Annotated in this window: 29 protein-coding genes; 13 read left to right on the top strand and 16 right to left on the bottom strand. The window is 45.5% G+C overall.

Annotated elements, in window-relative coordinates:
* Positions 1–11 precede the first annotated feature (11 nt).
* Together J4N44_RS18780 and lafA are read left to right on the top strand one after the other, a co-directional pair.
* Positions 12–782, top strand: coding sequence for an EAL domain-containing protein (locus tag J4N44_RS18780; RefSeq protein ID WP_050925909.1), 771 nt, complete (start codon positions 12–14; stop codon positions 780–782).
* Positions 783–1,114: 332 nt separating this feature from the next.
* Positions 1,115–1,966: a lateral flagellin LafA gene (gene lafA / locus J4N44_RS18775; protein WP_053050704.1), complete on the top strand. Its 852-nt coding sequence runs from the start codon at positions 1,115–1,117 to the stop codon at positions 1,964–1,966.
* Between the two features lie 435 nt (positions 1,967–2,401).
* On the opposite strand, the gene J4N44_RS18770 is transcribed toward lafA, so the two are convergent.
* The gene (locus tag J4N44_RS18770) at positions 2,402–2,689 is read right to left on the bottom strand and encodes a hypothetical protein (RefSeq protein ID WP_029789620.1); all 288 of its coding nucleotides are present in this window, start codon (positions 2,687–2,689) and stop codon (positions 2,402–2,404) included.
* Positions 2,690–3,162: 473 nt separating this feature from the next.
* On the opposite strand from J4N44_RS18770, the gene fliD reads away from it, so the two are divergent.
* From fliD to J4N44_RS18725, 9 genes are all read left to right on the top strand, one after another.
* Entirely contained in the window at positions 3,163–4,500 is a 1,338-nt protein-coding gene (fliD, locus tag J4N44_RS18765; protein ID WP_187993481.1) for a flagellar filament capping protein FliD, read from the top strand.
* Between the two features lie 19 nt (positions 4,501–4,519).
* Complete coding sequence (gene fliS / locus J4N44_RS18760) at positions 4,520–4,906, top strand: flagellar export chaperone FliS (protein WP_005448674.1); 387 nt, start codon at positions 4,520–4,522, stop codon at positions 4,904–4,906.
* Entirely contained in the window at positions 4,890–5,210 is a 321-nt protein-coding gene (locus tag J4N44_RS18755; protein ID WP_009702929.1) for a hypothetical protein, read from the top strand. Before fliS ends, J4N44_RS18755 begins: the two co-directional genes overlap by 17 nt.
* Positions 5,207–6,274, top strand: coding sequence for a flagellar hook-length control protein FliK (locus J4N44_RS18750; RefSeq protein WP_252045584.1), 1,068 nt, complete (start codon positions 5,207–5,209; stop codon positions 6,272–6,274). Before J4N44_RS18755 ends, J4N44_RS18750 begins: the two co-directional genes overlap by 4 nt.
* Before the next feature lie 22 nt (positions 6,275–6,296).
* Complete coding sequence (locus tag J4N44_RS18745) at positions 6,297–6,806, top strand: flagellar basal body-associated FliL family protein (RefSeq protein WP_005448671.1); 510 nt, start codon at positions 6,297–6,299, stop codon at positions 6,804–6,806.
* 12 nt (positions 6,807–6,818) lie between these two features.
* Positions 6,819–7,547 (top strand): FliA/WhiG family RNA polymerase sigma factor, encoded by a 729-nt coding sequence (locus J4N44_RS18740; RefSeq protein ID WP_005448669.1) that lies wholly within the window; start codon positions 6,819–6,821, stop codon positions 7,545–7,547.
* Between the two features lie 10 nt (positions 7,548–7,557).
* Entirely contained in the window at positions 7,558–8,415 is an 858-nt protein-coding gene (gene motA, locus J4N44_RS18735) for a flagellar motor stator protein MotA (protein ID WP_005448668.1), read from the top strand.
* Positions 8,415–9,407: a flagellar motor protein MotB gene (locus tag J4N44_RS18730; protein ID WP_005448665.1), complete on the top strand. Its 993-nt coding sequence runs from the start codon at positions 8,415–8,417 to the stop codon at positions 9,405–9,407. Before motA ends, J4N44_RS18730 begins: the two co-directional genes overlap by 1 nt.
* A gap of 90 nt (positions 9,408–9,497) precedes the next feature.
* Positions 9,498–9,785, top strand: coding sequence for a hypothetical protein (locus tag J4N44_RS18725; protein WP_005448663.1), 288 nt, complete (start codon positions 9,498–9,500; stop codon positions 9,783–9,785).
* A 60-nt stretch (positions 9,786–9,845) separates the two neighbouring features.
* On the opposite strand, the gene J4N44_RS18720 is transcribed toward J4N44_RS18725, so the two are convergent.
* The 5 genes from J4N44_RS18720 to J4N44_RS18700 form a co-directional block, all read right to left on the bottom strand.
* Positions 9,846–10,436, bottom strand: coding sequence for a hypothetical protein (locus J4N44_RS18720; RefSeq protein ID WP_050935423.1), 591 nt, complete (start codon positions 10,434–10,436; stop codon positions 9,846–9,848).
* Between the two features lie 152 nt (positions 10,437–10,588).
* Positions 10,589–12,028 (bottom strand): pyridoxal phosphate-dependent decarboxylase family protein, encoded by a 1,440-nt coding sequence (locus J4N44_RS18715; RefSeq protein WP_252045583.1) that lies wholly within the window; start codon positions 12,026–12,028, stop codon positions 10,589–10,591.
* Between the two features lie 131 nt (positions 12,029–12,159).
* Entirely contained in the window at positions 12,160–13,257 is a 1,098-nt protein-coding gene (locus J4N44_RS18710; RefSeq protein ID WP_252045582.1) for a helix-turn-helix domain-containing protein, read from the bottom strand.
* Between the two features lie 98 nt (positions 13,258–13,355).
* Positions 13,356–13,733: a PH domain-containing protein gene (locus J4N44_RS18705; RefSeq protein WP_005448655.1), complete on the bottom strand. Its 378-nt coding sequence runs from the start codon at positions 13,731–13,733 to the stop codon at positions 13,356–13,358.
* A gap of 120 nt (positions 13,734–13,853) precedes the next feature.
* Complete coding sequence (locus J4N44_RS18700; protein WP_005448652.1) at positions 13,854–14,069, bottom strand: TIGR02450 family Trp-rich protein; 216 nt, start codon at positions 14,067–14,069, stop codon at positions 13,854–13,856.
* 183 nt (positions 14,070–14,252) lie between these two features.
* Here J4N44_RS18700 and J4N44_RS18695 point away from each other — a divergent pair, with 183 nt between their 5' ends.
* Both J4N44_RS18695 and J4N44_RS18690 read left to right on the top strand, forming a co-directional pair.
* Complete coding sequence (locus J4N44_RS18695; protein WP_252045581.1) at positions 14,253–15,017, top strand: transporter substrate-binding domain-containing protein; 765 nt, start codon at positions 14,253–14,255, stop codon at positions 15,015–15,017.
* 136 nt (positions 15,018–15,153) lie between these two features.
* On the top strand, positions 15,154–15,951 hold the full coding sequence (locus J4N44_RS18690) for a nucleotidyltransferase domain-containing protein (protein WP_252045580.1): 798 nt from the start codon (positions 15,154–15,156) through the stop codon (positions 15,949–15,951).
* A gap of 413 nt (positions 15,952–16,364) precedes the next feature.
* On the opposite strand, the gene J4N44_RS18685 is transcribed toward J4N44_RS18690, so the two are convergent.
* The 10 genes from J4N44_RS18685 to J4N44_RS18640 form a co-directional block, all read right to left on the bottom strand.
* Complete coding sequence (locus J4N44_RS18685; RefSeq protein ID WP_009699420.1) at positions 16,365–16,595, bottom strand: PapB/FocB family fimbrial expression transcriptional regulator; 231 nt, start codon at positions 16,593–16,595, stop codon at positions 16,365–16,367.
* Positions 16,596–16,649: 54 nt separating this feature from the next.
* Complete coding sequence (gene nqrC, locus J4N44_RS18680) at positions 16,650–17,393, bottom strand: NADH:ubiquinone reductase (Na(+)-transporting) subunit C (protein ID WP_009696933.1); 744 nt, start codon at positions 17,391–17,393, stop codon at positions 16,650–16,652.
* 9 nt (positions 17,394–17,402) lie between these two features.
* Positions 17,403–17,861: a copper chaperone PCu(A)C gene (locus tag J4N44_RS18675; RefSeq protein WP_005448646.1), complete on the bottom strand. Its 459-nt coding sequence runs from the start codon at positions 17,859–17,861 to the stop codon at positions 17,403–17,405.
* A 20-nt stretch (positions 17,862–17,881) separates the two neighbouring features.
* Complete coding sequence (locus tag J4N44_RS18670) at positions 17,882–18,364, bottom strand: TlpA family protein disulfide reductase (RefSeq protein ID WP_009696931.1); 483 nt, start codon at positions 18,362–18,364, stop codon at positions 17,882–17,884.
* Positions 18,354–19,028: an ABC transporter ATP-binding protein gene (locus J4N44_RS18665; RefSeq protein ID WP_017188592.1), complete on the bottom strand. Its 675-nt coding sequence runs from the start codon at positions 19,026–19,028 to the stop codon at positions 18,354–18,356. Before J4N44_RS18665 ends, J4N44_RS18670 begins: the two co-directional genes overlap by 11 nt.
* 2 nt (positions 19,029–19,030) lie before the next feature.
* A complete protein-coding gene (locus J4N44_RS18660; RefSeq protein ID WP_017188591.1) occupies positions 19,031–20,167 on the bottom strand; it encodes an ABC transporter permease in 1,137 nt (378 codons plus the stop codon).
* Positions 20,154–21,440 (bottom strand): ABC transporter permease, encoded by a 1,287-nt coding sequence (locus J4N44_RS18655; protein WP_252045579.1) that lies wholly within the window; start codon positions 21,438–21,440, stop codon positions 20,154–20,156. The genes J4N44_RS18660 and J4N44_RS18655 overlap by 14 nt, the downstream gene beginning before the upstream one ends.
* A gap of 2 nt (positions 21,441–21,442) precedes the next feature.
* Positions 21,443–22,846: a Fe-S-containing protein gene (locus J4N44_RS18650; protein ID WP_252045578.1), complete on the bottom strand. Its 1,404-nt coding sequence runs from the start codon at positions 22,844–22,846 to the stop codon at positions 21,443–21,445.
* 104 nt (positions 22,847–22,950) lie between these two features.
* Entirely contained in the window at positions 22,951–23,484 is a 534-nt protein-coding gene (locus J4N44_RS18645; protein ID WP_017188589.1) for an iron transporter, read from the bottom strand.
* A gap of 45 nt (positions 23,485–23,529) precedes the next feature.
* Positions 23,530–25,500 carry an FTR1 family iron permease gene (locus J4N44_RS18640; RefSeq protein WP_226982142.1) on the bottom strand — a complete coding sequence of 657 codons (1,971 nt, stop codon included), beginning with the start codon at positions 25,498–25,500 and terminating at the stop codon, positions 23,530–23,532.
* Positions 25,501–25,581 lie beyond the last annotated feature (81 nt).

The raw sequence follows: 25,581 nt of genomic DNA, 5'->3' as shown, positions 1-25,581 counted from the left end.
CAAACCAAGCGATGTACGACTATTTGTGTTGCCTTGCCGAGGAACACATTGTCACGGAAGACGATAAATTAGTCTTTGATGCACTCAAACACAATGACATTCAGCATGCTTGTCAGGCAATTCGTGAGACGAAAACCGGAGAAGTGGAATACCAACACCTCACATTACGCTTTGGGTCGCGTGGTGAGCAGAGCGTGTATCAATTTGAGCTTTCTGAGCAAATGCTGTTTTGCTTAGATCTTTACAGCTTGTATCTCGCGCTTCGCCAAACTCAATTTCAGTTGGAAGCGTTTCATCCCGATTTGATCAGCAACGTGGTCGTGCCAATTCATGTTGATGCGCTGCTTTGGCAGCCTGGCGCGCACTTTCTTGAGCAAATGATTCAGTTTCACAATGCAGGATTTCAGCATGTCGTGCCATCTCTGCAAGCAGATAAAGCGCTCTGCTTACACGAGCGCGTTGGTACTTTGGTTGAGCAGCTCAAAGAAAACGCCTTTGCACTCTGGTTCGAGATCGCGACAAATCAAATTCATTTTGAGCATATTGTGGATTTCGAGCCAGACATGATTAAGTTATCCGTGACGATAGAAAACAAAGAAGATCAACATGCGTTTTTGCCTATCGCTCGTTTCCTACGTCGCAATCAATTTCCATGGGTAGCGGGGCGTGTCGCAAGCCAAGAAGAGCTCAACCGTTACCGTTTATTAGGCGCGAGTTACTATTTTGGGTACTTTAGCGATATTCCTACGTCACTGTCTTTTAAATCGTTTGATGACGAATAAAATAAGAATGCCGTAGAACAATAAGGGCGAATTCTAAATTTAGAGTTCGCCCTTTTTTATACCCAGTCGTGTCGAGACGATGGGTTCAGCGAGGTTGATTTGGTTTGTAAACATGAAGGACTTAGTTTGTAGATGCGATGGCGATTTAACGGTCTACTGGGGCTAAATCAGTCACTTTCTGGAATGGGCGTCACCAAAAACCATCAAAATGACCCATTTAGAAAAAATATTTAACTTTCTAATTAATCATTAAAACCAATCAACCGCCTCTTGTTAGTGAGCAGGGAAATTCCCGAGGCCTGAAAAGATATTGAAAACCAAGGAGACTTACGATGGCTTTATCTATGCATACTAACTACGCTTCACTTGTTACTCAAAACACGTTAAGCAACACAAATGGTCTTTTAAACACCGCAATGGAGCGTTTGAGCACAGGCTTCCGCGTTAACTCAGCAGCTGACGACGCTGCAGGTCTGCAAATTGCTAACCGTCTAGAAGCACAAACTCGTGGTATGAACGTAGCAATGCGTAACGCACAAGACGGCATCTCAATGATGCAAACTGCGGAAGGCGCGATGGATGAAATGACTAACATCGTTTACCGCATGAACGACCTAGCAACACAATCGTTGAACGGTTCAAACAGTGCTACTGACCGCGCTTCTCTTGATAAAGAATTCCAAGAGCTGAGTAAAGAACTTAACAACATCGTTGACAACACTAAGTTCGGTGGTCAAAACCTACTTAAAGGCGGCGGCTTCGGTGCAGGCGCTGTATCATTCCAAATTGGTGCATCTTCAGCTGAAACACTGTCTGTAGACGCAAGTGCTGGTATTACTGAAATCACAGATATCCTAGCTGATGCAGCAATCACTGACGGTGTTGGTGACGCAGCTAAAGCGAAAGCAGCTCTTGATAAAATCAGTGGCGCTGCAGGTCTAGTTGAAAAGATTGGTTCTTCTCGTGCAGACTTCGGTGCGAACATCAACCGTCTAGAACACACTATGACTAACCTTGGCAACATGGTTGAGAACACTTCTGCAGCGAAAGGTCGTATCATGGATGCTGACTTCGCAGCTGAATCTTCAAGCATGACTAAGAACCAAATGCTTATGCAAGCTGGTACAACGGTTCTTTCTAAAACGAACCAACTGCCTGGTATGGCAATGTCGCTACTACGTTAATAGTCCCCTTCTATTAACTAAGAAGTTACAACATTTAGTTCGTCTGAAAGCTCTAAGCCTCCCATTCATCCGGGAGGCTTTTTTCGTTCACATAGGGTTGATTTATACCTATACCCAAGTGACTTCAAGATGCAGGATTCAGAGTGTTGTCATTGATTCGAGAGCAAGGAAAACAACGCAGTGTAATAGCCAGCTCTTTCCAAGTTGTTTGACGCGACCATTTGTTTGACTAAAAAAGCGAGTCAAAGACACGCTCCCAAACGGCACTCTTAGTAAATAGTAAGGGTCTTGGCTTGTATACTTTATTGTCGATTCTTGATTTAGACTCACTAAACCTTTAAATCGCCGCCGCGTCTACAAACCAAGTCAGTCTCGCTGAACCTAGCATCTCGAGGTTACTTGGGTATAAGTGAAAAACCGCCACGCAAAGATTTATTAACGACGAATGTAGATACTACTTGCACCATTGTTTTGATTAGTAGGGACACGAAATCCAGCTTTGAGCATGGTGTTGATCAGCACCTTATTAAACAGCTCAAACTCCGCAGATTCCGCACCATGAGTCGGATGGTAAGATTTAAGCTCAGGGAATCGCGAAACCGCTTCAATACGAATACTCGCCAACTCCTCAGCATTAATACTCTGTTTACTGCGTAGTTTGGTTCCAATGAAGGCTTCGTATGCACGGGCACACTTCATAAGTCTAAAAACAAAATCATTCATTACTGTCGTTCTTTTTTGGATCTAATTGAGGAATAGCCGGACGTTAGCAACCACAAAAATTGCAGGGGCATAAGATAGCAAAAACAGTTCTCTTATTAGGGTAAGAAAAATCTGAAACACTTAGCAGTAAACCCCGAAATCTGCTCACTATGCGTACAGCCTCATAGCCTCATTTTCTCCTCTCGATACCCAACTTATTCTCACTCAACCAAGCCTCTCAGGTTACTCGGGTATTGCGTTAAATCTTTGCCTATTTTTGGTCGCCTCTTCTATTTGGGAAAACCCCAAGAGTATTCAGGGGAAGAGCGGAACCAACAGGTGGAAAATCCGCTTCCTCCCAACCACACAAAATCATCGTAGTGCATTGTTTTATATAGACTTAAACATTAGGCACGCATCTTGCGATAGACAATTTATTAGTGGCACTGCGACAGCTCGCAGTGCCAACCACAGATGAGAGAGGGAGCGACCTCATGAGTTCATTAGATCCAATACGCATGGCAACTCAATTCGCCACGTTAGATGTTCAACCATTTCAGAAACGCTACAAGCTGCAAACAGACAAGTATCAATCTCAATTAACAGCGTTAGGCAAAGTAGAAACTGCCCTTCGCGACTTCCGCACCGCCGTCAAAGAGATGAACAGCAGCACCAACAGCGTTATCAAAAACAAAGCTACGACATCTCAAGAAGGCTTTTTTACTGCTGACGCCGATGCCAAAGCTTTGGTGGGTAACTATCAGATCTTCGTTAAACAAGTTGCAACCTCACACCAGATCTCTACGGGTATGCCCGCAAGCTTGGATGCATCAACAGAAATCCCTGCGGTGGGTTCTTTAGATTTCACCATCAACGGTGAAAGCATGAGCTTGGACTTATCAACCGTTGATAACGACGGCGATGGTAAAGCAACCATGACAGAGCTGGTTAGTGCAATCAACAACGACGCCGATAACCCTGGCGTTAACGCCACACTTGTGCGCTCTAACGGTCAAACTCACTTTATGTTGTCTAGCACCAAAACAGGTGTCGCAAACACAATCAATGCGAGCGCATCGGGTACTGGTGAAGCATGGTTTGAAAATGCTTTCACTAGCACGACTGAGATAAGTAAACCACAAGATGCCATTATTCGACTTGGTTCAGAAACCAGCGGTCTAAAGCTAACTAACGCAAGCAACACTTTTGAAGGCGTGATTGATGGTGTCGACCTTACAGTAACGAAAGCGCAAAAGTCAGGTGAAACACCGATTGCACTTGAAGTGAGCACAGATTCAGAAGGCACAAAAGAACAGGTTGATAAGTTCGTTGAAGCATATAACTCATTGATTTCAACCATCGATGAATACACCAAAACAGGTGGCGAAGATCAAGCACGTGGCGTACTTGCCAGTGATCCAACCATGCGCACTATCGAAAGCCAGGTTTCGAGCCTAGTTCGTGGTGAACACGGCGGCATGCGTTTGAGTGAAATCGGCATTACGTTAGACCGTTCTGGAAAGATGAAAGTCGATCACACCAAGCTTAACGAAGCTCAAAAGAGCAACAGTGCTGCACTAGGGTCCATCTTTAACGGTGATGGTGCACTTCTAGATTCACTGGATGACATGGCAGAACCTTTCCTGAAGTTCTCTTCTGGCACATTCAAATCTCGCAAAGATGCACTACAAGCCAACCTTGGACGCATCGAAGATAAACAAACCACGTTAGAGCGCAAGTACGAGATGTCGTACAAACGCTACATCAAACAATTTACCCAAATGAACACGTTAATGACGCAAATGAACCAAACCCAGTCGTTGTTTGGTTAAGGCTTTAGGAGAACTACTCATGCTCATGGATTCCGGCTACGACTCGTACCAGCAAGTCGATCTTGATGCGCAAGCTGCATCAGCAAACCCACATCAGCTCGTTGTCATGTTAATCGATGGCTTACTCGATGAAGTTGAACGCATACGCGGTCACCTAGCTGCCAACCGACTTGCGGAAAAAGGCGCAAGTATTAACAAATGCATGAACATCCTCATTGGATTAAGCAGCGCTTTAGATGAAGAGAACGGCGGTGAAATTGCTGACAACTTACGTCAACTTTACGACTTCTGCCAAGTAGAGCTGTTCTACACCAGCGTACAAAACGACACATCACGTCTAGACAACGTTGAACGTGTCATGGGTAACATTCGAGAAGGTTGGATGAATTTTGGACAGCAAGCATAAAGTGTCGCCAGAGCGATTTCGCCACTTATCAAAACTGATCCAAATCGCCACTAAAACGGCTGATTGGCGAGCTCTTAAGCGCTACGACTTACAGTTGCGAGAGCTGCTTATTAGCCACAAGCCATTCTTGAAAGACCCAAAACTGGCGCCGGAAATCCAACGAGCGAAAGCAGTGCACGCAAGTGCTTTTACTACGTTGGAAAAAGCCACCAACGAGCTAGAGCAAGAAATGAGTTCGGTGAGTAACCAGCAAGAGCGAGCCATGGCGTATCAACTTGCAATGACCATGGAGCTAACACAATGATGGTAACCAATTCAATTTCTGGCGGTGTTGCTTCTCAGCCAACGCAAGATGGAAAAGTAATGCAGGCACGATCCGAGCAAGGGTTTTCTGCATCATCTTCTCAAACTCAGCAAGAAGCGCTATCCGGTCACGTTCCTGTACCCGGCTTTCGTTTGAATGCACAAGCGTTGCCTAAAGCGCCTGCCGATACAGAAACAACCGAGCAAGGTTCAAGTTCTGAAGGTGCCCCGGTGGATGCCCTACTCAGTTCTCAAGCTCCAGCGACACCAGTCAATTTAGCAGCTCAAGCACAAGCTCTGATGCAAGGCATAGTGAAAGCAGCCGGCAAACAAGACGAATCTGGTCAAGTTACGACCAAAGCGATAAATGGCTCAACGCAAGTAACCAGTACGGCAACTCAACCACACTCTACACTGGGAGCGGCGACGCCAACGTCAGAGAATCAAAGCATAGCTAAAGCTAGCGCCACAAATCAGGTCAAAGTATCTGCAGCAGATTTGCAAACACTCCTTAACCAGCCAGTTCAGGGACAGCCTTTGACGGCTAATGCGCAAGTGCAGTCACCGACAGCTCATGCGGCGCACACCAATCCTACGACGCCGCTCGCAGCAACCCAAGCTCAGGGGTCGGAATGGGCAGCAGTTCGTGTCGATACCAGTTCTGGCAAATGGGGTGAGCAGATGATGCAAGTACTTCAAGACCGCGTGACGTTGCAAGCACAGCAGAACCTGCAAGAAGCCAAGATTCGTCTCGATCCGCCAGAACTCGGTAAGTTGGATCTATTGGTTCGTGTCGAGGGAGATCGCTTAAGCGTGCAAATCAACGCTAATAGCGCCGTAACACGCGAAGCATTGATGCAAGTTTCAGAACGCTTAAGAACGGAACTTCAAGAGCAAAACTTCGTTCATGTCGATGTCAATGTCGGCTCGGATCAAGGTCAAGAGCGACACGCGCATGATGGCAACCAAGAAGAGGCATCTATCTTTGCCGCTCGCGAATCCAACACCTTTCAATCTAATACAACAACAAACTATTCAGAGCATTGGCTAAACACTCAAGCCTAATGAATCACCGAGGAAAAAGGTTATGACCAAACAACAAATGATCGCCCTGTTTATCGCCATGATCATCACCAGTGCCCTCGTTTCCGGAGTCACTGTGATTGGTGGTATTTGGTATCTAAACAAAAGCGCACAGTCAGTATCATCGGCGTCCAGTTTCAACGATTATTTAGAGGACTCCCCACTGGCTTTTCTAGCGGTCGAGCAACCAACGAGTAAAGGACCAAGCTTCCATCCGTTGGAGAGAGTGGTATTGACTATCAAAGGTAAAAAACAAACGCACTTTGTAATGTTAGAGCTAGCCTTAGAAACACGTCGCCCTGAGCGCATCAAAAGCATCGATGACTACATGCCTATGGTGCAGAACTCATTGCTTAAGCTATTCAGCGATAAAACATTCGATGAGCTACAACAAACAGGTGCTATCGACACTTTGCAAAGTGAGGTGAAAGAAACCTTGCTACTGGCATTCGCAAAAACTGACATCGTGCGTGATATCGATGATGTTCTGCTAACCAAATACGTTGTGCAATAACGGGGCACAACTATGTTGGAGATGAACTTACAGGAAAGTTATACCGAGACGGAGGAAGTAAACACGCCGTCTCGCCCGATTGACGAGAATGCACTATTGCAGCGTCATCAGATCATGGTCAAACGTGTTGTGAACCAACTGCGTGTTCATGCAACGTCTCATTGCAGCATCGAAGATATGCAACAAATTGGTCTGATTGCTCTTGTTGAAGCGGGTCGTCGTTACGGGGATGTGGAAGATCCGCACTTCCCTGCTTTCGCCGTTTGTCGTGTTCGTGGTGCCATTCTCGATGAGCTACGCCGATTGGATTGGCGATCGCGCAAGACACGTCAGCAAGCGCATGAGCTGAACGACGTGACCCGAGATCTCACTCGTGCTCTTGGCAGAATGCCAACCGATGCCGAGATCATCAAAGCCCTCGGCACCGATGAGAAAGATTACTACAACCGTCAAAACGCGGCGCTTGCAGGCGAAATGCAAAGTCTCGATCAGTTGATGGAAAGCGGTAATGACAGCCACTTTGGTGGTCAATATGACGGTATGGAACATGAACATATACGTCGTAGCTTAGACAGTGCTCTTGGCAAAATGCCAAAACGAGACCAACTGTTGCTGACCTTGTTTTACCAACACGAACTCAACCTACATGAAATCGCGCTCGTGCTCGACCTGACACCACCTCGCATCTGTCAGTTGCACAAACAAGCGCTTAAACAACTTAACCAATTAATGTCCTCTTAGGAGTCACGAGATGCAAAAGTTTTTTGGAGCCATTACTGTCCTGTTGTGTGTCTTCGGCGGATACATGTGGGCAGGCGGTAATCTGGGTGCAATCTGGCAGCCCGCTGAATTTATGATCATCATTGGTGCCGCTGCTGGCTCACTGATCATCGGTAACCCTCCGCAAGTCTTGAAAGAAATGCGTCAGCAATTGCGCGCAACCATTTCAGGCCCTGATGAAGAATATGAATACTACATGGAGTTAATGGCGCTGCTTAACAATCTACTAGAGACAGCTCGCAGCCGCGGTTTTAAGTTTCTCGATTCACATATTGAATCACCAGAACAGAGCTCTATGTTCCTCGCTTATCCAAAAGTAAGTGACGACCATCGTCTTATTTCTTTCATTACTGATAATTTACGTTTAATGGCAATGGGACAAATGTCGCCTCATGAATTAGAGGGACTGTTAGAACAAGAAATCGAAGCAATTCAAACCGAAATGCTGTTGCCATCGCGCTCTATGCAACGCACCGCAGAAGCACTTCCTGGGTTCGGTATTCTTGCTGCAGTTGGTGGCATCATCATTACTATGCAAGCCATTGACGGTTCGATTGCCCTAATCGGTTATCACGTTGCTGCTGCCCTCGTCGGTACATTCATTGGTATTTTTGGTTGTTACTGTTGTTTAGATCCACTCAGTAACGCCATGGCTCAGCGAGTGAAACGAAACATGACGGCTTTCGAATGTGTGCGCGCCACTTTGGTCGCTTACGTTGCGAAAAAGCCAACATTGCTCGCTATCGATGCTGGTCGTAAACACATTCAGTTAGACATCAAACCTACTTTCAACCAAATGGAGAAGTGGCTATCTGAACAGGAGGGATAATGCAAAAACAAGAGCATGTGGTGTTCAAACGCGTCAAAGCACACAACCATGATGAGTTTCATGGTGGCGCGTGGAAGGTCGCGTTTGCCGACTTTATGATCGCTTTGATGGCGCTGTTTCTTGTACTTTGGGTCATGCAGGTGGTCGACAAGGAAGAGCGCAAAGCCATTATGGCTCACCTTCATAGCTCGAGTGTCTTCGATAAGAGTTACGGTAACCCTTTCGATACCTCGCAAAGTATCTCTCCAATCGACTTGGCACAGGACTCTTCTGTGCCAAGTAAACACAACTCGAATCATGTCGTGAGCTCGTACTTCCAAGGTGATGGCGATGGTCCAGAAATCGACTCGCTGATCCCTGGTAACTTCGATACACAAGAGCAACTTGCTCTACTGGCGAAAGTCATCGATGAAGTGGTAGGTCAAATCAGCGCGCAAGGTAACGTCAACGTAACCATTACGCCACAAGGTCTACGTATCGCACTGCAAGATGATTACAAGCAGCACATGTTCAGTCGTGGTGGCGCGGAGTTGACCCCTTTCTTTGAAGATTTACTGCTTGCGCTTGCACCTGTGTTTGAACGCATCAGCAACCCATTGATCATCAGTGGTCATACTGACTCTACACCTTTCAAAAAGCACTTTGGTCGACAATCAAACTGGGCATTGTCCGCGTCTCGTGCCGACGTTGCGAGAAAAACACTTGTTGAGGGTGGCATGCCTGATGAGCGAGTCATGCAAGTCACGGGGATGTCCGATCGTGCGCTGCTTAACCCGGATGAACCAGATTCAAGCGAAAACCGCCGTATAGAGTTGTTTATTCTCACTACGCCCGCTGCTCAGGTTTTAGAAACCTTCTTCGGAGACCAGCAAGACAGTGAGCTAGAAAAAGCAAAACAGAAAGCGGAGTTTAACCAGCCAGTGATAAGACAAGAAGTGATTCGTTATTCTGTTGAATCTGACAATCAAAAAGCCAAGATTCAAGACCTCTAAACCCAAAAAGGTCACCAGTTTCATTCCTTCTGCGTGACCTTTTTTTTCCCCCAATATCATGATTGCAGTAATTGTTTAGTTGAGTTCGATATGCCATTACCCGCGGCCAATAAGCCTAACAATGATTCGCTAAAGAAAGCGTTCCTTTGGCTAATCGTTTTTGATTATCTATTGCTGGGATTCTTTCTTACTCAGTTATCAAGTTTAAGCCTGAATAGCGGTACCATGATCAGTTTGCTGCTCGTTGTTTACAACGTCTTGCTGGTCTCATTCTGTTACCAGCGCACCAGCAATCATGACTCCTACATCATCTATCCAGTGTTATCTGCAACCTTGTTGGCGTTTGTCTTCTTCCTGTATTTTTTCTTTTTGGTATGAACTCGGGGCTATTGTCTCACGAGTTTTCGCCCTCTTAATCGCAACATCGCCAACGGAATATCAACCGAGTGGCACCATTTGTACGTTTTTAATCGCGTGGCTTTTTAGCGGAGTCGCACAATCAGTGATCGTTCCAACCTCAATCCGACTTGTTTTCGAATAGACCGCAAGCACGTCAATACAAGCTTCTTCATGTTCTACTTGCGAAGGATTGGCACGGATAAAATCACGAATTTTGTCCACATAAATGGGATGCTCTGAGTACAAGCTCGCGAGCTTTTTTCTACCAATATACGTATGTTGATTTGCGTCTCCGATTGGGAATAACACGCCTTTATGTCCACGCTCTAAATGGTAATTGCAGTTGTTGCAGCTCTTCACCTGAGCGAGAGTTAACGTATTTTCTTCATCCTTGAAAACTTTGATATTGGTTTGGGTTTGATTAAGAGCAGCGCTACTTTTTGTGTCGGCTTTTGAATATTCAATCTGTCCGACCAAGCTGGATTTTTTACTGACTAAGAATGCCGTATCAACCCCTGAGGCACTAACAAGGTGACTGTCGACGGGCTTAGCGCTCGAGCATCCATTGAGAATAGCTAGTCCAAAGAGAAGAGTGAGTCCAAAGGGAAGAGTAAGTAGTTTTGATTTCATATCTGAATCCTTATTGAATGGGATAAGTGATACAAAAAGAATAAGTAAACCCATAAAGGATTAATTGTCATTGCATGCCTAAGTACATTGAGCAGACATAAAAAAGCCCAGTATAAAACTGGGCTTATATTCAATTTTTGCGCTCGAAGACGTTACTCAGCATCCATGCATTGCTTCTCTTGCACATATGCTTTTACGATCTTCTCTGCGGATAAGTCGATATCTTCAAGAGAAGTGTGACAACTTAGCACTGAGAACAACATAGTTTTCAGCCCTTTGTAACCCGAAGTAGAAGGGTAAAGCGTCCCTTCTTGCTGTAGTCGATGGACCACGCGTGCTGTCAGCTCGTTACGATACACCTCATCCCCTTCACCAAACTGTGCGGAGAAACGGTTGGACACAACATCATTCAAAATAGTAATGCCATCTACCGTTGAAAGCCTTTCTGCCATATGTTGTGCAAGCGAAGTACAACGATCAACATGCTCTTCAATGCCCTGTTTGCCAAGCGATTTAAACGCAGCGTAGACAGGTACACCGCGTGCACGACGCGAAGCACCAATGCCAAAATTAATGGCATTACGATCGGGTTTATCCATCGCATCGTTCAGGTAATCCCCCATATTGCTGCCTCCCATCGCTTGAGCCAGCAAACCTGCATCCTTCACAATGACCATGCCCGAGTCATAAGGCATGTTGAACCACTTATGACCATCTGTATCGATGGAATCGACTCTTTCAATACCATCAAGAAGGTAACGATGTGTTGCACTTGCAGCCGCCCACAAACCAATCGCACCATCAACGTGTAGCCATGCATTGCCATGCGCAGCGACAGCGTCAGCAAGCGCGTGGAAAGGATCGAAAGCGCCAGAGTCGATACAGCCCGCTTGCGCACAAACTAAAGTTGGTCCTTCAAGTGCGGTGATCGTTTCCATTAAGTTGTCTGGAATAATGCGTAAGTTGTTGTCTGTCGGTACCTTAACAATGTTTTCTAAACCAATACCGATCATTGAAAGAGCACGCTTAATCGTTGAGTGAATTTGATCACTTACAACCACATTAATGCGCGGCGCACCATACATACCTTGAACAGCCACATCCCAACCTGCACGTTGCAATAGTGCATTACGAGCAGTGATAAGGCTGGTGTAAATTGCCTCTTGCGCGCCAGAAGTAAAGCCAATGCCAGAGTTAGGCGCCAAACCGAGTAGTTGAGTCATCCATTCAGCGGCCGTCTCTTCAACCACTGACAACGCAGGGCTAGCAACGTAATACGGTACGTTTTGGTCCCACGCGCTTACTAGCCAATCTGCCGCTAATGATGCAGGGAAAGAACTACCAATTGCATAACCAAAGAAACGAGGACCACCTGTTGCAATCAGACCGGCATCGACGCTCTTAACCATCTCATCAATCACCGCAGATGGATCCGTTGGCGTAGTTGGCAGCGCACCACCAATCGCCTTTCTCAGTTCCTGGGATGTCACACATTTGTCGACAGGTCGTTCATTTAATGACTCTAAGTACTCGACGGCGTGCTCGAAGGATTGGGTAAGCGGTGAACGGTACTCATGGAATCGATGGGACATTTTCGTTTCTCTCTCTTTAGTTTCGATGCCCTTCATCTTATTGATTGAGAGAAATATAAATTGTCATCCTGTGCCACAAGATGGAATTGATAACCCTGAGTAAAAAGCACATTAGCGCCACACCCCAAACCTCAAGTTTTGCGGTAAGCAGAAGGCGTCATGCCTATTTTCCGACGAATAAAACGAGTGAAATTGGCGGTATCGGCATAGCCCAAGGATGCTGCAATGGTCGTGATAGAAAGAGTGGAGTTTTTGAGCAGAGATAAACTGTGCTCAAGCAGCAATGATTCCATCACTTGGCTGTACGTCACCTCACAATCATGCAGGCGTCGCTGTAACGTTCGTTTATGAATACCCAAAATTTGAGCCGCTTCCAAAATGGAAAATCGCCCAAAAGAAATATAGGGAAGAATCGCAAAACCAAACGAGGAAACAAACGAGGTTGGCACTTCACTGAGATCGGTACTCCCATCAAATCGCCCTTTATTCGGCATACAAATCGTTTTGTTTAACACGGCATCATCAAGCTGGATACCCGTTGCCGCTCGGTTGGTGTAAAACTGCACATGCTTTAATTGCCGGCAATCAAAGAAGCGTTCCATTTTGGTGCTCTTCACGCTCACACTTACGGTTTGCTGCCGATAGTTTGCAAGTGCAGCAACCAGTTCATCCATAAAAATGAGACTAAACATCTCAGCATATTGATACCAAGGTTGGTTTTCCCCATCTTTGTACCTCGCAAACCATATGCGATCGTGGTATTGCTCCAAGCCAAGGCGTGTATTGTTCGAATATCGGCGCATCGAATGACAGAATACCTCAATGGCTTCAGCGACCGTCATTGTCGGCGTAAGGGCTAACTGTGCTAACACTTTGGGCACATACAAATCGCGACACAAGGTCCAAATGGTGTGAATAAATTCGTCGGTGGGGCAAGACTCTCCGAACGCTAAAAGCAGATTTCTAAGTATGGTTTCGGGCAAAAACTCAACGTCTGACATTTGAATGTCTTCAGGGGCTTTGCTTACTTTAATAAGCTGATGCACATCGATATTACTGTTGTCGAAAAGCGCTGCCAGATCGTGAACCCACTCTGTTCGAACGAGAGGAACGCCCTCAAATACAACCGTCATTTTCTTCCCTTCGCAATCATTCAAAAAGCCGAAAGGTAAAGAAAACACCATCGCTTGTCTTGTCATTTGGCGACAGCGCAGTGATTCAAACAGCAAACTTATCTACCCGTTCTTAATATACCCAAGTACAAGAACAAAAAAGGAAGCATATCTGCTTCCTTGTTGATTATCTGTAGATACGTCATTGAGGCACATTAAGCCAGCACATACTCGCTTATCATCTTGTTGAATGAGATTAGGTCGAACGAGCCTTTTATCTCAAAGCGCACTCGCCCAACCTCACTGAGAAAGAACTCAATTTCACAGTCTAAATCGAACGTGCCTGATGTCTCAATCGAGAAAGCATTTATCTTGCTATAAGGAAGCGACGTGTAATCCACTTTTGAGCCAGTGATGCCCTGAACGTTAGCAGCGATAACACGCTTGTTGGTGAACACCACTTGGTCACGGACGGTTTTAAAGCCAGCAAAAACGGTCTCACCGTCAATTAAGAACTTGTGAAAATCGTCGCGAACTTTAGAGACTTCTATTGGCTTAAGCTTGAATACCGAGGAACTGTCAAAATCGATCATGGCATTACCTTGTGTTTGAATAAGTAGAGTGACGACTCCATTAATAGCAAAGTCTCTACAACGAACCTACTCATATTCATCACTTTTCTAACTCCATCTCGTTTTTGGGTTTCCAACGGTTTATTTCCATCCTTGTCGCCACTGCTGTGTATCTTTTAGATCATGCCAATCTAATTCACGCTCTCGCTTGGTCATAACCGCCTCAATCACACACCTCACGACATTGCCCTCTTCATCAAACTCCATTTCTGAAATGATAAAGTGCTTTTCTTTATTTACGGGTTGTGCTGCCGTCCATTTACTACGAAGCAATTTCTTAGGATGAATCCGATTCATAACGCCCTGCCATTCATATAAAAAACCTTGCTCTTCTTATGTATAAAGAGACTAATGCAATCACTTTCAAGACAAGAAATTATTTTTGAAAAATTACGCTTTTTTCGATTGGTTTGATCTGTTTTTGCTGCGGTTCCTGTTAGTTTGAAAATTCGTTCAAACACAACAAATCAGACAACAACAATGAAAAAAACAGCATTATTACTTGCTTCTGTAACACTAGCAGTTTCTGGCGTCGCTCAAGCCGACAAGCTAGAAGACATTCAAAAATTAGGAACATTGCGTGTCGGTACAACTGGCGATTACAAACCCTTTTCTTACTATGACGGCAAAAGTTACTCTGGTTACGATATTGATGTCGCGAAACACATTGCCGAGCAGTTAGGCGTAGAGCTAAAGCTGGTTCGTACTACTTGGAAAGACCTGCTGACAGACCTTAACCAAGACAAATATGACATCGCGATGGGCGGTATTACACGTAAGATGCAACGTCAATTGAATGCAGAACAAACTCAGGGTTATATGACGTTTGGCAAGTGTTTCTTGGTCGCAAAAGGCAAAGCCGAGCAATACAACACGTTGGATAAAGTAAACCAAGCATCCGTTCGTGTAGGCGTTAACATCGGTGGCACCAACGAGAAATTCGCCGATGCAAATCTGCAAGATGCTAGCTTTACTCGTTTCGAAAATAACTTAGATGTGCCGAAAGCTGTCGCTACGGGCAAAGTGGATGTGATGGTTACCGAGACACCTGAAGGTCTATTCTATCAAGTCACCGATGAGCGTTTAGAAGCCGCACGCTGTGAAGACCCGTTCACCAAAGGTCAATTTGGTTACCTTATCCCGAAAGGCGAACAGCGCTTATTAAATACGGTGAATTTCATCATGGACGACATGAAGCTCAAAGGCATTGATGATCAATTTATGCACCACAACTCACTGAAGTAATTTATTAGCCGGCTTTTCCAAGCCGGTTTTTCTTGCTTCTTTTAGCACTTAACGCCATATTGTAATGCTGCGCTAATTTTACCGCACTAACCATCTCCTGATGGTTCTAATATCAACCATGATTAATAGGTAAAATATGAAATTCTCAAGCACGCTCCCTAAAGCTCATGAACAGCTTCTAAAAAAGATTCTTGCGGTATTTACTGCCGACCAACGCATCCTCGGCATTGGAGCGAGTGGCTCTTATGCTTCTGATTCAATGGATAAATACAGTGATTTGGACTTGGTTATCGCCATCAACCCTGATGATGTAGAATCGGTGATGACAGAACGCTTTGCACTTATCGACAAGGTAGAAGGACAAGTCGCGGCGTTCACTGGTGAGCACGTGGGAGAACCAAGGTTGGTCATCGCGATTTACGCACCTGATGCCATTCACGTTGATTTCAAATTTGTCGCACTGCAGGATGCAGCAGTACGCGTGGATCATACAAAAGTACTTTGGGAGCGCGATGGTCAATTATCGCAAGTCTTCACCACTTCGCAGCCCCATTACCCTCAACCAGATCCGCAATGGATTGAAGACCGCTTTTGGATTTGGGTCCATTATGGCGCGACCAAAATTGCGCGTGGTGAGTATTTTGAAGCAGCTGAGTTCTTGTCTTTCCTTCGTTCGGTTGCCATATCACCACTGGCTTTACAGCAACAAGGATTAACCCCTTCAGGTGTAAGGAAGATTGAATCCCGTTTGCCTAAGTTTAGTGAACAGTTAAAGCAGACCGTTGCAATGCCAGAACGCGACGCCCTTATTCCCGCATTCCAAAAGATCATTGAACTCTACTTAGCATTGCGAGAAAACGAGCAGGTCAGTATCAAACCACAAGCCCAACAGCTTTGTATGGATTATTTTACCCAAGAGCTAATGGGTAAGTAGAAACAGTAAAGGGGATAGTCATATCCCCTTTTTGTTGTACCCTTACGCTGTGCTGTTATACCCAAGTGACTTCAAGATGCAGGATTCAGAGCGCTGTCATTGATTCGAGAGTAAGGAAAACAACGCAGTGTAATAGCTAGCTCTTTCCAAGTTGTTTGACGCAGCAATCGGGTCAATGACACGCTCCCAAAGGGCGAGCTGCCTTGGCTTGTATACTTTGTTGCCGATTCTTGATTTAGAATGACTAGATCTTTAAATCGCCGCCGCGTCTACAAACCAAGTCATTCTCGCTGAACCTAGCATCTCGACGTTACTTGGGTATACTCACGCCACCGTTGTTGTTCAAAGCCTTATAGTGACTAAAAGTAACATGGTCGCTGAATGCAGGGGCGTCACTAAAAAGTGGTGGGCACTTAATAAAACTTCCTTAACTTGAGAACCGTCGACTCAACATCTCGAAGCTTACGTAAACGAACGCTGAGAAAGCTCTGATTGATACCCACCGTTTCAGTGGCTAAGCGCTGGCTTTTTCCTTCGACTAAGTGCATTCGAAGTGCTTTTATTAATACTGTTGAGCGAATTTTAGTAAGCTGAATCAATAACATCAGTTGTTCTTCTGAAACTTGACCTCTTCTAAGTGCCATCACCTTTTCTCCTTGAGCACAGAGTTTAAATTGCCTTATGAATAGTCAAACTTTTTAATTTCGGTATTGGCGTAAGAACTCGCCGAAACCAAGATCCCCGGTCCAAAAATTAATCGCGTGTTCAACGCCTTGGCTGGTGTAGGTTGCCCCACTGATTCCATCGACAGAGTAAGCGTCTTGTGTATTGCGCCCTTCCTGTACGATACGAATCGATGGATGACCATGGTCGAATAAAGGCTTGTCTTTGAACTGCTTTGTCCAGTTAGCGTTATCGGTAATCTCCGCCCCTAGTCCTGCGCTCTCCCCATGTTTGTAAAACGACAGACTCGCAATGTGGTAGTTGTCGCTATAGAGGGCTAAGTATCCATAAATCAAACCAAACTTACCTTCACCACGGATTGGCAAAACAATTCGAGAGACTTGCCCGTTATCATCTTTAATCAAATACACAGGCAACCTATTTTCACGCATTTTAATCCCAGCAAGATCATCACGGGAAGATAGCTTTACTGCATTACTTGGGTCGATGGGAAATGCAGAGAATGACTCGTCTACACTCATGGAGGCATCGCGATATTCGCCACTATCAAGGTCGACAGCTTCAACCGATACATATTGCTCCATCAATTTCTTCATCGGCATACGCTTGTCCATTAACCCTGCCGATTCCGCGAGGGTAAGACGCTGATCCAACTGCGTCAATTTAGGTGGCTCTTTCTTTGCTTGCTCGGGTTCAGAACAACCACTCAAACTAAACAACGCTGCTGCGACCAGCGCCAAACCTATTCGTACTTTCATTGAGCCACCTTATTTCAGCTTACGAGGCACCACTTGCGCGATCACTTTGAAGTCACCTTGATTGGTGTTTACTACCATCGTCAGGTACTCACCAAGTTCTAATTCACGCTTTGGACCAAACATCATGAAATGGTGTGTATTTGGCGTAAGCGCGAGTTTTTTATGTGCAGGAATAGTGATGCTTTTCACCATAAACATTTTGCGCTTACCCGCTTCATACTTCGTCCCGTGTAGCATGGTCTTGTCGAATTCATCCACTTTGAAGCCATTGATGACTAAAGCTTCATCTGAGTTATTGTGAATGGTCATTTTCGACCCCGTTCCCTTTGCACCGCTGGCTAACTGAAAGATGACTGGTGATTCAATTTGTACTTTTTCTTGTAAGTTTTCAGTCGCCCAAGCAGAAGACATCATGGCAAAGACAGTAATCAGAGCGGTCAAAAACGGGCGGAATTTTGTAAGTAACATTTGGTTGATTCCTAAAATGATTAAAGTTGAGAGATGACCTTGTCCAGATCCATACTCGCTGAATAGCCGATGTGCATGTCCACCAGCTTTCCATCGCGATTAATGAGGTAAGTTGTGGGTGTCACCCCAATAGAGAAACGTTCTTTAGTGATGCCCAATTGATCTTTCACCATAGGAAATGAAAACCCATACTTGGTGGCGTATTCATTTAAGTCGACCTCGTAGTCATCAATGTTAATCGCTATCACTGCGACTTCATCGCTTCGACGTGCATATACGTCTTGCCATTTCTTCATCATGGCAATGCACGCACCGCAGGTGGAAGACCAAAATTCCAGAACAATTTTCTTACCTTGATAGCTTTCAAGGCTTACCGTTTGTTGCGCCGCATTCATTGCAGCAATATCAGGACTCGGTTGCCCGATTTGTGCTTTTTGGTCTTTACAACCAAATAACGCAAGCATGGCTAACAGCGCGATCACGTAGCGGCGTTTATGCCACATCTAACACCTCCTCTCCGATGTACTTGCCGTGTTGGAGGCGGATGATTCGGTCCGTGTACTGACCTAAGCTTGGGTTGTGGGTGACCATAATGATGGTTCGGTTTTGTGCATGGAGTTTTTGGAAAATATCGAGGACGATTTTTTCGTTCTCCTCGTCCAAGTTACCAGTGGGTTCGTCAGCAAACAGGATCGGGCTTTCATTCACAATCGCGCGAGCGATGCATACACGCTGCTGCTCACCACCGGAAAGCTGACTCGGCAAGTGTTCAAAGCGGTGCCCTAGACCTACTTGTTCTAACACTCGCTTTGCTGCTTCTTCATCGGGCACACTATGGTAATGCTGCGCAAGCATCACGTTCTCCAGAGCAGTGAGATAAGGAATGAGATGAAACTGCTGGAAGACCAGACCGATTTTCTCTGCTCGAAATGCTCGTCGCCCTTCTTCATCTAGGCTGTCCGCTTCCTCACCATCGAGGAACACCTTGCCTGAGGTCGGATTGTCCAAACAGCTGAGGATATTCATTAAGGTCGTTTTACCTGAGCCCGACGCGCCCATAATGGCAACAAACTCCCCTTTCTTGACCTCAATATTGATGTCGTCCAACGCATGAACTTGGTCAAAAACCTTGCATAAGCCTTCGGTCTTAATAGCGTAATCTGACATGGTTAATCTCCTTTGAGCACTTTAGCCGGATCGATACGAATGGCTCTGATGGTTGGAAGCGTTGCAGCCACTAAAGCCGCAGCGAAAGAAAGTAAGCTAGTGATAACCAGCACAGGGAAACGTAAATCAATGGTGGCGTTAAACACCGAGTGTCCAAGAAATTGCGCTAACACATAACCGATTAGCAACCCTGCAATAACTGCAGCAAAGGTAATGGCAAGAGTTTCAACAACAATCTGACGAGTAATGGACTGATTGGATGCGCCCAAAGACTTTTGTAGTGCGAACTCATAACGTCGCTCAGAAATCATCGACGTCATGGTTGTATTCACGCATAAGGTAGACAACACTAAAATGACCAAAGCGACGATGCCCATTAACAGCTTAATCTTATTGAGTACTTTACCTTCCGATGCTGACACCTTTCGGATAGGACGAACAAGCAAGTCTGGGTACTGCTGCTTCAAAGTCGATTCAAACTGCCCTACCTGACCTTTATCATTCGTTAGACTGAACATGGCAAAATTGATTTCATCCCCTTTGTTCAACCATTTTTGTACGAACGGTAGGTTTACAATTAGGTAGTTATCTTCATCCGAACCTGACTCAATGATACCCTTAATCTTGAACGTATAACGGTCACTTTTGTTGTAGACCGTCAGGTCAGAGCCAACTTTGAGTTCTAATTTCTCTGCCAGTTTCTTTCCGATCATGACATTCCGATCATCAAAAGAGACGCCAATCCATCGACCTTCCACTTGCCAATAAGGAACCAGTTTTTTCAACTGCGAAAAGTCGATACCCATTAAGACAATTTTCTCTAGCTCGGCTTGTACCATGCCGTACAGATATGGGCTGGAAGCAATTAAACTGTCTTTAGGTGCCTCAGCTTTGATCTGTTGGTATTGCTTTGTCGTTAATGTCGCTGTCGCGTCCGGTCCTACAAAAAAGTTCGCTCCGTAGTTTCGTAGCTCATGACTCATCTTCTGGTTAATGTCGAAGTAGACCCCTGCCATTGCAGTAATGATTGCCGCGCCAACCGTCAACGCCATAAACACCACGAGAACACGTTGCGCACGTAATCTCAATGAACGCCAAACTAAGGTAAGCAGCATAGAGGAAGATTTATTTGCGGCCATACAACACCTCAATTGGGTAGAGAGAAGCAATTCTGCGTGAAGGGAAGTAAGTACCTAACACTGTAATTAGGGTCGAGATAAACAGCACCACTGGAACGATGATCCAATCAAAAGAGATGGATGAATCAAACAGTGCATAACCAACCACTTTGGATAGTCCCCACCCGGCAAGGCAACCAAGTAAGCCGCCCAACACGCCACAAATCATCGATTCAGAATAGAACAACGCATACACTTGCCAGTTGTGAGCACCAAGAGACTTCATCAAACCAATCTCTTTGGCTCGCTGCAATATCGCATTGGTCATTAATGAGGCGATCCCCATCGCAGAAGCGATCAAGGCGGCAAATGTCACAACAAATAATAAGCTTTGGATCTTATGAATCACCATGCCTTCTGAAGCGGCAACCTGCCACAAAGGCTTCACCATTGCGTTATTCATCGCGCCTTCTAATTGGAAAGAGATTGAGGAGACAAACGCCGTGCAGAACCAAAGGTCATATTCATCCGAATCGAGCGATTCCAAATCTTCACGTGCTTTTTTTGATAGTGCGTTTTCCGGCACCGTCAATGCTGAGACTTTTACCGATTGTACTCGTCCTTCCAAACCCAGTAGTTTCTGGCCAAGGTTCAGCGGCAGTAACACTGCGTTCTCATCCGTCGTGCCATTTTCCAGTAAGCCCGTTATCGTTACCGACAATGCGCGGTTTTCGATGCCGCGCAACTCAAGCTTGTCGCCAGATTTAAGACCCAGTTTTTGCGCCAATGACTGCCCTACCAAGGCTTGAGTTTTTTCATCATCTGGCCATTGACCATCGACATGCCAATACGTCGAGATGGTTTTATTACCCGTTCGGTATTTGCCATCGTCAGAAACAGGCAGATTCTTATCAAAAAAAGTACCGATAATATTGACGGTTTTATCGAACTCAGGCGCTTTAACTTGCCCACGTACAAATGGAGCAAAACCAATAATGTTATTGCGCCAAAAGATGTCCATGATGTTGGGCAGTTCACTCTCTGCAAGTAAGTCTTCTTTTTCCAACTTGTTGACGTTCTTCGCCAAAATATCTGGCAGCTTTACTTGTCCTTCAGGAGATATTTCAATGTTGGCACCATAGCTTTTCATCTCCATCGACATCTTGTTACCGATATTGATTGAAATAGCCAGCAGCGCTGAGATTAGGCTCGCCGCGAGAAAAACCGTAACGACAGCGAGTAATTTTCGGTTGGTATCATGTCGCCATGACTGACGAAGCATTCTGATTAACATGATTACTCTCCTAACGGATTTAGCGGTTCAACGTCCGCGTATTTCCATGGATCATCACGGAAGGCGTCATAAGATTGCTCAGAGGTAAAGAAGTAGGTCTTTCCTGAGAATGAATAACTGTGCTCAGCCTCCATATTGCTGATCTTCTCGCCATTGACTGGATCTGTCGCCATGACTTCCACCACGTCACTAAAATATTTCAGACCGCTTTCTAGGGTCGACTTCGAAATTACGATTTCATGATTCGCGACGGTCCATTTAGGAATAGGGATTGGGTTACACCCACCAGGCTTACCAATCGAAGGAATAAAGATATGTACGCCACACGCCAAGCACACAACTTGATCGCCAACTTGCGCGTACCCTGCATCACCACACAGCATGCAAGCATCAAAGACAACGCCAAACTTCTCTTCACCAGCAAAACGATCAATGATGAAAAAGCGCACCACTTTGCCATCGCTTGCTACCCATTCAAATCGGTGCAGTTTTCCATCGATTAATTGCTCAGAGATAGGGACATGGACAGCGCCATCGGCTGCCACTTCAATACGTTGCGCTTCTGAACGACGAATCGGTTGAGAAGCGACAAGATCCCAGAAAAGCAGTGCAACCAGAATCGTAGCGATAGTCGCAATATTAAAACGCACTTTACGTTGAGCTGAATTCAAAGCCGCTTGATGTTTGCGTCGTTCAATCGCGGATTCAGCTTGCTTCACCTGCTCTTGTAGTGGTCGAGTTTGAGTAACGAAAAAGACAGTCACACAAATAGAAACTAATGCCAGTACGGCGTAAGACAGAATCCAAGAGAAGTTGGTGACTTTAGATACGTAAGACAGTAAACCTTTATCGAGACCAAGAATCCCTAGCTTCATGCACGCCAAGATAATCTCGCCAGAGAGGGGCAATGCTGCCAGCACTAACAACAGTAAACAAAGTGCATTACGAGCCATCTTGGATAGGGATTTGGTCGTCAAAGAGACCGCGATCTTGATTAGTGCAATCAAGACAAATCCTAGAACCACAGAACTGATGTTTAAAATCAGCTCGGTGTTAATAACGTTGGTTGTGCTCAACATCGTGAGCTTGGCTTCTTTTGCCCAAACAAAACTGCATAGAAAGACCGTTAAGCTTTGCAGGCACACCAATAAGACCGAAGGCAATCGCCATATGGCACCAAGTAAAACCGACAGGAAGATAACGCCAAGATAAACACTGTTAATAATAAGTACATTCACTTGGCTAAATGGCAGTAGATGAAACAGTGCAGAACCGGAAAGCACCGCAAGCACAAACCACCCAATCTGGTGTTTATACAAAGCGTTAGATTGCGCAGCCCACAGCACACCAAATAGCATAGCAGGGAGCAAAAAAACGAGTAAGACGTGAGAAAGATAGAAGCTCATATTTACCACTGACCATTCATGCACAGTGCATCAGACAGATAAGTCACTCAAAAAATCAGAACAACCAGACCACAAACTGCAGCCTGGTTGTTACGCAAGGAAGGTTACTTAATGCCTACGTACTTAAACTTGTATTGAGCATCAAATGGTTTGAACCAACGACCAACGCCAGTTTCTTCATCCGTATGACGTAGCAAACCCGCTTTTGACGGTGGATCGATGTGGAATGTAAGCTCGTAGTTACCCACACCTAACATGTTGATGTTTGAGCCGTAGTGAGGACCATCTGCTGCCACCATCGGCATGAAGGTCCCCTCTTGCACTTTACCGGTATCGACGTTTTTCAACGTGTAGTTAATGGTTAGGTAAGGGATCCACTCACCCGCACCAAAGCCGTTTTTGTTACCAGCAAGAGCATGGATGTCTGCCTCTAAGTGCACTTCCGATTTAGAAGCTGCACGCATCATACCTTGAGGCTCCATCGTAACGGGCTTAAGGTAAACAGCAGCAATCTCCATACCATTCATTTCAAGAGGTTCACCAGCTGGGTGCTCAACGAAAGGTAGATCATTTGCCATAGCCATGCCTGATAGAGCTGAAGCAGCCACTGCGGTAGCGATGAGTTTTTTATTCAACATAGTAATGTCCTTTACTTACTTGATTTTACAAAGATTTTTTCATGTTTAACAACGAGCTTGCTGAGCAAGATCTCGCTTACTTCTTGCTTTCATTACGATAAGCGCAAAGACTGCTGCCACGATAAGCGCCAGTTGAGGCAGCAAAGTTTCCATGTATGGGTAAATGCCCAACGGAGCAAACTCTGGCGCGCCTGAAATTAATGTCGGTTGGAATAACTTGCCTTCAATCAGCTCTAGGACACCTTTACCCGCAAAGACAAACGCCATCAGATACATGAATCCGCCAGTAAAGATGAAGAAAGGTTTCAGAGGGAGCTTGACCACGCTATAGCGCATGACAAAGAAGATCACCGCGAGCAGTAGCACGCCAATAGCGAATCCAGCAATCAGGGCGACCATGGTTTGAGAGTTGGTATCGGCTGCCAAAGCAAAGTAGAACAAGACCGTCTCTGCACCTTCACGGTAAACCGCTAGGAAGCTCGCCAGCCATAAACCAAAGAGAGAACCTGTGGTGATCGACGTGGCAAGTTTGCTTTCGAGGTAGCGCTTCCATTGAGCGGCTTCAACTTTGGAAAGCAGCCAGTAACTCATAGAGAACAGCACGACAACAGCAATCAACATGGTGATGCCTTCAAGCAGCTCTCGACTTGCGCCAGAGTTTTCAAATAGCCACTGGAACAATACCGCGGTGATCGCACTGGCAATCAGACCAACAACGACCGAATTTTTGACAACATGTAGCTTGTCAGAGGCATCGTTTTTGATCAGGTAAGCGGTAATGGCGGCAACGATAAGCAGCGCCTCCAATCCTTCACGGAAAATAATGGTGAAGCTCGCGATCAACATCGCCCACCAACTCAAGTTGCCTTCAGATAGATTGCCTGCTGCATCCATCAAGCCTACTTTTAGCTTTTGCACTTGCTGGTCAATATCAGCCTGAGCTTGATTTGCCTTTAGCATACTGACAATACGGGTGAAGTAGCCTTCAAGTTCTGATTTGAATGCGCTGTCTCTCGACCCCACCGCATTTTCCATACCTGATGCTTCAAAATGATCGAAGTAAGCATCTTGTACCGCAAGAATAGCCGCCGTTTTGTCACCATGTTTATAGCTATCAATAGCGCCATCAATCGCAGTCATGATATCGCTGACGACAGGGTTCCAATCACGTGCAGCAACTGCTGTATCGGCGTTCTTCGCAGTATCAGGAACTTGGAAATCGCGTGTCGCTGGCAGACCCGGTAATTCGTCTTTCAATCCTTGAACCAAGGTCGACAACTCATACCCAAATCGGATCAGGTTTTGTTGATTAAAAGGTTGCTTGGTGATTTTGGCAATAGAGCGGAACGCCGCGTTGTATTCTGCCGAACGCTCTGCAGATCGATGTAACCGAATAGCGATTTCCAGCTCGGTATTTTTGTACCCTTTGAACTGCGCTTGTTGCACTAAATCGAATGCACGCTGTTGTTTTTCTGCTGCGCTTTCTGGTTGTTCGCCAGATTCACGATATTCAGTCAAAGCCGCATTGAGCTGGGTGTCGATGCTTGTGACCGCTTCACGCCAAAACGGCAAGATATCCTCGGTATGTAGATTGGTGTTTTCAGCTTTAAGTTGGTGACCTGACGCCAAGATCTCCGGCAGACCCAGAATTTCTTTTTTCAACCAATTGATTTCCGTATCCACTTCATCAACTGGTTTTCCCGCAACGATTAACTTGCGAATGTCACCAAACTTCGCCTCTAATTGATACGCGTATTGCTGCGAGTAATTAATCCGTACCGGACCTTCTAGGCTTTCAAACACCTCGAAATACGCCATTTGTACTGTTGTTTTTGCTTGGTCTTTATCGCCTTGTTCATAAAGCTGAGATGCTTTATCTAAGCGCTGCGCAATGTCGTTGACCGCACTGTCATAGTCAATCGCAAAGGCAAAAGAGGAATAAATAGAGACAAGTAACACCAAGAGTGTTGAGAACGTCGTTTTCTTTACCGCCAACATAGTTCGTCCACAAAACATGAATATTTCGCGAACGCTATTGCAAATTATTATCATTTACAATGAGTAAAATTTTCTGGGTGAAAACAACCATGAAGCACG

This window comes from Vibrio sp. SCSIO 43155 (genome assembly GCF_023716605.1).
GTDB lineage: Bacteria > Pseudomonadota > Gammaproteobacteria > Enterobacterales > Vibrionaceae > Vibrio > Vibrio harveyi.
Note: the sequence above shows the minus strand (reverse complement) of the source record. Positions and strands in the feature narration are given on the sequence as shown.